8 protein-coding genes are annotated in these 9,026 nt (G+C 68.0%); 4 read left to right on the top strand and 4 right to left on the bottom strand.

The window, feature by feature from the left end; all coding sequences use genetic code 11:
* The coding region (locus DMB66_RS58320; protein WP_199753278.1) for a bifunctional copper resistance protein CopD/cytochrome c oxidase assembly protein at positions 1 to 1,136 on the top strand (1,136 nt) is incomplete at its 5' end.
* A gap of 1,052 nt (positions 1,137 to 2,188) precedes the next feature.
* Here DMB66_RS58320 and DMB66_RS58315 read toward each other — a convergent pair.
* The 3 genes from DMB66_RS58315 to DMB66_RS58300 form a co-directional block, all read right to left on the bottom strand.
* Entirely contained in the window at positions 2,189 to 2,752 is a 564-nt protein-coding gene (locus DMB66_RS58315; RefSeq protein WP_158647716.1) for a copper resistance CopC family protein, read from the bottom strand.
* Positions 2,753 to 3,265: 513 nt separating this feature from the next.
* Positions 3,266 to 3,643, bottom strand: coding sequence for an SgcJ/EcaC family oxidoreductase (locus DMB66_RS58305; protein WP_158647715.1), 378 nt, complete (start codon positions 3,641 to 3,643; stop codon positions 3,266 to 3,268).
* A 16-nt stretch (positions 3,644 to 3,659) separates the two neighbouring features.
* Positions 3,660 to 4,373, bottom strand: coding sequence for a flavodoxin family protein (locus DMB66_RS58300; protein WP_125812530.1), 714 nt, complete (start codon positions 4,371 to 4,373; stop codon positions 3,660 to 3,662).
* Between the two features lie 221 nt (positions 4,374 to 4,594).
* Between DMB66_RS58300 and DMB66_RS58295 the strand changes: the two genes are divergently transcribed.
* From DMB66_RS58295 to DMB66_RS58285, 3 genes are all read left to right on the top strand, one after another.
* Positions 4,595 to 5,875, top strand: coding sequence for a beta-propeller fold lactonase family protein (locus tag DMB66_RS58295; RefSeq protein ID WP_158647714.1), 1,281 nt, complete (start codon positions 4,595 to 4,597; stop codon positions 5,873 to 5,875).
* Positions 5,876 to 6,111: 236 nt separating this feature from the next.
* Positions 6,112 to 7,893 (top strand): DUF1996 domain-containing protein, encoded by a 1,782-nt coding sequence (locus DMB66_RS58290; protein ID WP_125812528.1) that lies wholly within the window; start codon positions 6,112 to 6,114, stop codon positions 7,891 to 7,893.
* A gap of 121 nt (positions 7,894 to 8,014) precedes the next feature.
* Complete coding sequence (locus tag DMB66_RS58285; protein ID WP_125812527.1) at positions 8,015 to 8,305, top strand: copper resistance protein CopC; 291 nt, start codon at positions 8,015 to 8,017, stop codon at positions 8,303 to 8,305.
* A gap of 35 nt (positions 8,306 to 8,340) precedes the next feature.
* Here DMB66_RS58285 and DMB66_RS58280 read toward each other — a convergent pair.
* Positions 8,341 to 9,026, bottom strand: a 686-nt coding sequence (locus DMB66_RS58280) for a cytochrome c oxidase assembly protein (protein WP_148112925.1), incomplete at its 5' end; no start/stop codon positions are given.

Below are 9,026 nucleotides of genomic sequence, written 5' to 3'. Positions count from 1 at the left end.
CTGCGCTGGCGCTGTGCTGTTTTGTCCTCATCGGGTTCACCGGATTGATCACGGCGCCGTTACGGTTCAGCTCTTGGGAGGATCTATCGTCTGCCTATGCGGCGGTTGTGGGCCTCAAAGCGGTAGCACTGGCCGGTTTAGGTGGTTTCGGCTGGTGGCATCGGCGGGTGTCCATGCCCGCGTTGGCCCGCGGGCAGGCGCACATCTTCGCGCGCATCGCGTGGGTCGAGGTCCTTGTCATGGCGGCCGGGCTCGGCTTGGCCGCCGGGTTGGGAAGAACCCTGCCGCCAAACACTTACCGCGTGCGTGACCAGGTCGGAACGCCGGTGCAGCGCATCGTGGACGCGCTACCGAATCCGCTGTTTCTGGCCTTCGCCGTGGCGGCGGTAGCGTGCTATCTGATCGGCGTACGTCGGCTGCGCCGTCAAGGGCAGGCATGGCCGATCGGCAGGACCATTGCGTGGATCGTCGGGTGGGCGGTGGTTGTCGCCGCCAACGATCTGCAGTTGGTGCGCATCGTCGACGGTACGCGCGCCGGTCCTGACTTGGCCGGGGACGCTGTCGGCGCCGGGGAGGCTCTGCAATACCTGGCGGTCGTCATCGTTGCGCCGATCCTGCTCGCCTTCGCGGGCGCGGTCCGTCTCGCCGAGAAATCGTTGCGGGCGTCGCATGAGTCGGGCATGCGTGGGCCTCTCGAATGGCTCGACGTCGTTCGTCATGCTGGACTCGCCCGGGTGCTGCGCCATCCGGCGGCTGCGTTCGGCGGGTACGCGGTGGTCCTGTACGGGGCGTATGTGAGCACCCGGATGCGACTCGGCGAAGCGGCGCCGAGCAGCCAGATGATGATCTTAGGTATAGGGCTGGCGGGGTCGTGTCTGTTCTACACGATCTTGATGGCCGGAGGATCGATGCAAGACCGGGTCAGTCGGATGGTCAGGGGCATCCTCGGGCTTGCCACAGTCTTCATCGGGGCTTCCTTCGTGCTCGCTGACATCACGATGGAGAGCTCGCTGCCGGCTGCGGTACAGCTCGTGACCGTCAGCGTCCTCAGCGGGATTATCTGGATGGTCCACCGGTCGGTGAACCGGGCCGCCGACCGGCCGCGCCGAAGGCGTCCGTTCGCCACATTCCTGTAACGGCCAGTGTCAACGGCAAGTTGATCAAAATGCGCGTCGGTCAATCACGTCGGTAGCGCTCCCCGGCCGGCGTGTAACGTCCGGGGACCTGGTCGAAGAAGGCGATGACACGATGTGACGATCTGAGCCTGATCTCGTGAACAGGTGAAGGTTTCCATTGGTGCAGTGGAGTTGTCGAGCAACCACTGGCCAGACTGGAGCCCTTCGTATGCCAGCTCACGCCCTGACCGTACGGGCGCGATTGCGGCAGGCAGCCGCACTGCACACCGCACCGCTGATTCGCAAGATTCAGCATCATCGCCGCAACGACGCTGGAGGCCGGTCTGATTGTCGACCAGCTCGGCCTGGCCGCGTCCACCGTGCACGCCGTCTTTGTCGGTTACCACGCTGACCTGCTGGCTCGCTTCGACCGCACCACCGGCGAATCAATCCGCCGCTACGAACCTCCAGCACCCGGCGACATGCTGTGCATCGACGTCACAGTCCGGCGACATCCCTGACGACGGGCATCGCTACCTCAGCCACCAGGCCGAGGACCGCAACCGGCAAGCCACCCGCCCGGCGCGTCGGGCACCGCCGCGGCGATGGCGAATCCCGCGTATCGGCACCGCATTCGTGCGCACCCTCGTCGTCGAGTACCGCCGCGTCGCCTACGCCGTATCCACGACGACGAAGCCACTACGGGCGTCTTGCTGCGCCGTGCCGTCACCTAGTTCGCCCAGCACGGCGCCACAACCCCGCCCCGCACGTCGGCCAACGGCTCGGCCCCAAAATGCCGGCTCTCGAGCGAATCTGCACTGACCTGGACACGGCGCAGGACCCCACTTACGGCCGCACGCCGTTAGAAACATCGCATACTGTCCACCGCACGCTGGCCGACAGCTGGCCATTCGCACGGTCTGGCGATCGTCCATGGAAGCGGCGCAGGCCGCGCGCGTGCCCGAACCTTCCCCCAGACTGGGTCACTCAGCACCAATTACGACTGGCAACGGACCGCAGCCGCGAGGTCAGACGTGTCCCGCTACCGGGGCCTGCCGTGTCCTGCCAGGTGCCTATCGTGATGCCGCCCGCCGCCTCGACCACCACGCGACGGATGCGCAGCCCGCGAGGGCGAACACCGCGCCCCCGATCCACAATGAGACCGGCACCGGCGGGCGGCCGCGGTCGTCTTGCGCGGTCGCCACTGTTGAGGCTGCCGGTCGCGACGCCGTCTCTTGGGTAGGTACCTGCGGGGAGAAACTTGCGCTCGGCCGGGCCACCGAGGTTACAGCGAAGTTCAGACGGCCCTGCACGGGATGGCCGTCGTCGGACACCACGCGAAAGCTGATGTTGACGGCGCCGGCGACCGTCGCGGGACGCAAGGGTTGCCTCAAGCTGACACCCGACACTGCCGAGGCACCGTCAGTCAGAGTGATGCCGGCGGCGTCGGTGACCGCGAGTTTGGTGAAGTCGGCGTTCGGCGATTCGCTGAATGTCAACACCAACTCGGCGGGGGAAGAGGAAAGCGTCGCTCCGGCTGCCGGGACGCTGGCACGCAGCGCGTTGTGGGCCGCGGCCGGCGTACCGGTGGCCGCGACGGTCAAGCCCGACGTTGCCACCACCATGATGGCGCTCACTACAACGTACCGTGCCCGCTTCGGTAGCCACATTTCCGACCATCCTCATCACCGGGTTGTCCTTGCCCCCATTGGTCGCGACCCGAGACCGCGTAGTTCCGACGTACCCGTGCAATCTTTCGCCGGAGCAATGCTTGAAACCTGTGGATGACCGTGGGGCAGGCGTTCCTTCCCCAAGGATGCCCTGTCAGGAACCAAGCAGGCCCCGCGCGCCAACGCGGGTCGGGAGGGTACACCCATGCTCACGGGTAGTCACCGACGGCGGGTCGATGCCGACAACCCGGGTCCGACCGGGCCAGAAACAACTGGCAGGTCATTGATCGACGAGATCGTGCGCGACGGTGCCCGGCGGAGGCTCGCCGCGGCGTTAGAGGCCGATGTCGCCCGTACATCGCGGCGCACACCGACTAGCTCGACACGGACGGCCGGGCGAACATGGCCTCGTCTCGGGTGCGGAGCCGGGCCGCGATCACCGCGTCGGCGGGCAGCGCGGTGTCGACCATGCACCGCACGTTACTGCGCACCCCACGGGTCGTCGATGAGCAGCCCCCACGAGCCGTCCGGACGGCGGCGCAGCACGTCCGCGCTGGTCCCACTCAGATGCAGCGCCATCCCGTCCGGGGCGGTACCGTCCAGTGTCCACGCGTGCAGCACCGTGGCGATGTCACCGGCCTGGACAACCTTGCGGATCTCCGGGGTCAGGGTGGGACGCAGCGCGATGAAACCGGCGAGCGCGGCCCGGATCTGGTCGAGGCCGTGCAGGGGTTCGGCGCCGGGCTGGGGGATGAACACGGCGTCCGGCTCGTAGAGGGCGAGGGCGTCGTCGAGGCGGTCGTCGTGCAGGGCGGCGGCGAACAGGGTGATCACGTCGGCGGGTGCGGTGGCGGTCATCGTCGGCATGGCGGCTTCAGCGGTATTCGGGGTTGGGGAAGTCGAAGCGGCAGCCGGCGTCCCATTCGCTGCGCTGGTTGCCGTGCGCCGGGATGCCGCCGGCGTCCTTGAGCATCCGGGCCAGGTGCAGCAGGTTCCAGGTCATGAAGGTGGTGTTGCGGTTGGTGAAGTCGTTGGCCGGCCCGCCCGAGCCCGGGTCGAGGTAAGACGGTCCGGGTCCGGCCTCGCCGATCCACCCGGCGTCGGCCTGCGGCGGGATGGTGTAGCCGAGGTGCTGCAGGCTGTAGAGGATGTTCTGCGCGCAGTGTTTGACGCCGTCCTCGTTGCCGGTGATCAGGCAGCCGCCGACGCGGCCGTAGTAGGCGTACTGGCCGGCGTCGTTGAGCAGATGGGAACACCCGTAGAGTCGCTCGATGACCTGCTTGGCGACCGAGGAGTTGTCGCCCAGCCAGATCGGCCCGGCGATGATCAGGATGTCGGCCGGCACGACATGGTCGCGGTAGATGGCGGGCCAGGCGTCGGTGGCCCAGCCGTGCTCGGTCATGTCCGGCCAGACGCCGGTGGCGATGTCGTGGTCGACGGCCCGGAGGACCTCGACCCGGACGCCCTGCTTCTCCATGATCGCCCGGCTGGCGTCGATGAGCCCGCCGGTGTGGGTCAGCTCCGGAGAGCGTTTCAGCGTGCAGTTGATGAACAGGGCGCGCAGATCGTCGTAGCGGGTTTCGGGCATCGGTTCCTCCTCGGTCGACACCCTGTAGTCCCCGGTACGCCCCGTTGCGTTACACGAGTTTCGGGGGCAAGGAAAAGACCTACCCTGCTGCGGCGTGACGGTGGAGACCGCGGAAGGCATTACGGAGTCCTTACGACCGGCTCCGACGTTCAACTGGCACTGTGGCGGTGCCGTACCGGATGACGGAACTGCACTGTTCGTTCGTCGGAGGTAGGGCAGACATGCGTAGGAGAACTGGTATCGCCGTGGCCGTGGGCCTGTTGGTGACGGCCGGTGGTGTGTCCACGGGAATCGCCTCGGCGCATGAGAACCCGGACGACAAGCGCTCCAAGGCAGTCGACGGCAGTGCGGCGGCGGGGCGCGGTGGGATGGTCTTCGTCCAGTCGAACGACCCGGAGCGCAACTCGATCCTGGCCTTCCGGCGCGCGGCGGACGGCAAACTGACGGCAGCCGGTGAGTACCCGACCGGAGGCCGCGGCGGCGCCCAGAAGGACAACCCGTTCGACCCCCTCGCGTCGCAGGAATCCCTCGTCTTCGACCGTAAGCACCAGGTGATGATCGCGGTGAACGCCGGCAGCAACTCGGTCACCACCTTCCGGGTCCGAGACGGCAAACTCAGCCACCCGCGCACGGTGAAGTCCGGCGGCGACTTCCCGGTCAGCATCGCCGTCTCCGGCCGGACCGTGTACGTCCTCAACGCCGGCGGCACCACCAACGTGACCGGGTTCCGGCTGACCCACGACGGACTGCGCCCGCTCGCCGGCTCGACCCGCAAGCTGGGCATCACCAACGACGCCGTGCCGCTGTTCACCGACTCCCCGCCGCAGGTCGGCTTCAGCCCCGACGGCCGGCACCTGCTGGTCACCACGAAGAGCAACAACACGATCGAGGTATTCGCGGTCGCCGAGAACGGCATGCTCTCCGCCAAGCCGGTATCCACCGCATCGACCGGTGACGTGCCGTTCTCGTTCGTCTTCGACCAGGCCGGCCACCTGCTCGTCACGGAGGCCGCCAAGTCCGGGGTCACCTCGTACAAGCTGGGCAAGGACGGCACCCTCGACGTCATCACCCCGTCGGTCGAGTCGGGCCAGCAGGTGCTGTGCTGGATCGCCCGGGCCGGCGAGTTCTTCTACGGCACCAACCCGGGCAGCTCGACCATCAGCCTCTACACCGTCGACGGCAAGGGGAAGGTCAGCATCGGCGGCAAGGACGGCGTGATCGCCGACGCCGGCGGCCCGGAAGCGGTCGCGGAGGTGGCCGCCGCCGCCCAGGCCGCCGAGGAGGACCCGGACGCCGAACCGGCCAAGGCGCCGGGAGCTGGCCCGATCGACCTGGCCGCCACGGCCGACGGCTCGCTGCTGTACGTGCAGAACACCCTCGCGGGCACCATCGAAGGATTCCGGGTCGGCCCGGACGGTGAGCTCACCCTCGTCGAAACCGAGAACCAGGGACTTCCCGTCTTCGCCGACGGATCCGGCATGGAGGGCCTGGTCGTCTGGTAGCACGCGGAATCGTATGCGGGCGGCCCGCTCCTCAGCCGGCCCGGTCAGACACGGCGGGGCGGCCACCGATCGGTGCCCGCCCCGAGGTTCTTACCGACTGCTTACGCGGTCACCTCGGACCCGTCTGCCGCTTCGTGTGTCCCGTACCTGCGAGTGGCGACTCTCCACCGGAGCCGTCCCGGCACCAGAGGCTATGAGGAGTAAGCGTGCGAACCAGACCACGCCGAGTAGGGCGAATGCAGCAGCGCACCACCAGGATCATCGTCGCGGTCGCGGTCGTTGCCGCATCCGGGGTCCTGACCGCGACGTTCGTGTCCAGCGGTGGCAAAGGCACCGCGGACGCGGCCACCGAACTGAACCAGTACGTGCCCATCCAACAGGTTCAACCCAACGTGAAGAATCCCGCGCCCGGCGCCCAAGCATCGACAGGCGTCTTCACAGTGGACTGCGGGACCAACGGCAACGGCAAGTTCAGCCCGGACAACCCCGTCGCACAGCCGGGCATCAAGAACGGCGCCGAGCACCTCCACGACTTCATCGGCAACCTCGCCATCACCACGAACTCCTCCAACGCCGACCTCGACGCCTCCGGGACGACCTGCAAGAACGGCGACAAGTCCTCCTACTTCTGGCCCGTCGTACGCATCGACAAGACCGTCCGCTCGGGCAATGACGCCCAACGTGCCCTGGCCGCCACGACCCCGATGGTGACCTGCCCGAAGGTCCGGGACCGGCTGCCCGCCGTGCCCGCGCGGGCCAAGCGTGCCGTCGATGACCGGCTGGCCGCGCTCGACCGCGGCTACGCCGCCGCCAACAAGCGGATGGCCACGAGCAAGGGCCACATCGACGCCGGCCTCAACGCCTCCGTCCTGGCGGATCTGCGCGCCCAGCGCACCAGACTGATCAAGGGCATCAGCGACACGATCGCCGCGGCCGGCGGAGGACGAACCTCCGGCATGGTCTCGCTCGTGGAGTGCGACACCAACTACGACGGCATGCACGCCGCCATGCGGCACTCCACCGCCAGCGTGAAGGCCGGCCTGGCCGCCTCCTCGCAGATCCAGTGCCCGACCGTACGCGACAAACTGCCCGGCGTGTCCGCCCGAGCCCTCGACGAGGTCAACCGCAACCTCGCCGAACTCGACCGCCAACTCTCCGAGGCCAACGAACGCCTGATCAGCACCCGTGGACAAGGCGGCAAGAACTTCGTCGACAACGCCATCCTCGGACCGCTGAAAGCCAAGCGCACCGCCGTCCTCGACCGCATCGGCATCGCCATCTCCCGCAGCGCCGCCCGCCCCCAGGGCCTCGAGGCGCTCGCCGGCTGCACCCTGACCGGTCAGCCCCAGACCCAGAACGGCCAGAACGGCCAGAACAACCAGGGCAATCAGAACGGCCAGGGCAACCAGAACGGTGGAGCGGCAGCCCCCAGCGCCCCCGCCGCGCTACCTGATCCCCAGGGCCCGAATCTGGAGCTGCCGAACAACACCGGCGGCATCGTCCGGCCCGCCGAGGTGCTGATCGAATACCGCGGCAACGCCACCAGCAAGGTCGTCGCCATGCCGAAGTTCCTGCGCGCGCTCACCGGTGACGCCAAGCCGATCAGCCGCGGCCCGGCCAACGCCCGCGCCACCTGGACCTGCTCCGGCTTCACCGACCGCCTCGCCGACAAGTACCCGATCTGCCCCGCCGGCCGGCAGGTGCAGCGCGTCCAGGACTTCCCCGGCTGCTGGGACGGCAAGAACATCGACAGCACCAACCACCGCGACCACCTCGCCTTCGCCGACACCAACACCGGTGCCTGCAAGCAGGGCTTCGTGGCCATCCCGCAGCTGCGCATCACCATCTCCTACGACATCCCCAGCGACGTGCAGACCAAGGGTCAGTTCGCGCTGGACTCGTTCCCCGAGGAGGACCACAACCCCTTCTCCGACCACAACGACTTCATCAACGTCAACTCCGCCCAGACCATGCAGAAGATCGCCACCTGCATCAACAAGGGCAAAACCTGCCGCTGACCGAAGTCCTTCGTACCGACATCCCCAACGGCGCCGCCGAGGTTCACCGAACCTCGGCGGCGCAATCGGCATAGCGGGGCGCGTCCATCCTGGACATCCTCTGTGAACGGCGGAGAGGCGCATGATCGACATGCCTCGATGCTTAAGCCGGCTACGGGGGCCCTCAACGCCCGGGGCGGGCAGTGTGCTGGGCTCCTTGCCGGACCAGATCACTTTGACCTTCATTGAGGCGGTGTTCGCAGTGCCGGGCCGGATCCAGGTGCTCGCGCCGGACGGCAAGCGGATCTCCGAGTCGGTTGCCGTCCGCGGTAATGCGCTGACCGTTCACCTTCGGCGCGCGGACCAGACGCTCGGTACTATCCGGTGCGCGAGGTATCAGCGCCCTTGTCGTATCGGCGGCGCTTCGCCATGACGAAGGCCCGAGGGACGCGTCGCCAGGCTGCCCGGTCAGCGGCCGGCGTTTTCCCGTAACCATGTGTTGTAGGCCTCGAGGGCGGCGTCGCCGTCGCGGTCGGCGGCGCGGTCGAGTCGTCGTTGTTCTCGTTCGTCGGCTTGGATCCACTGGGTGAACAGGACGATCGCGACGGCGTACGCCGGGATCTCGCCGACGCCCCAGGCGATGCCGCCGCCGGTGCGCTGGTCGGTCAACGGGTCCAAACCCCAGGGCCGCGCCACCTCGGTGAACCAGTCGGCCGCGATGACGTCCGTCATGCTCATCAGGGTGACGCCGAAGAAGGCGTGGAACGCCAGGGAGGCCATCAGGACCACCAGGCGTGCCATGTGGGGCACCCGCCGTGGCAGTGGGTCGGGGCTGATCAGCACGGCGAAGAACAGGTACCCGGACAGCAGGAAGTGCAGGTACAGCGCCAGGTGCGCGGGATGGTTGCGCAGCGCGTATTCGTAGGCGTCGGAGAAGTACATGACGTACAGGCCACCGACCCAGAGCACCGCGGCGATCACCGGGTTGGTGAGCAGCCGCACCGGCCGCGAGTGCAGGGCGGCGACGATCCAGGCCCGCGCCCCGGGGTAGCGCCGGTCGGTTGTCGCCGGCAGCGCCCGCAGCGCGAGGGTGATCGGGGCGCCGAGGACCAGCAGGATGGGTGCCAGCATGGCCAGCAGCATGTGCACGACCA

The sequence above is a fragment of the Actinoplanes sp. ATCC 53533 genome (assembly GCF_003947245.1).
The sequence above is the reverse complement of the archived record's forward strand: the minus strand, read 5'-3'. Positions and strand labels throughout refer to the sequence as shown.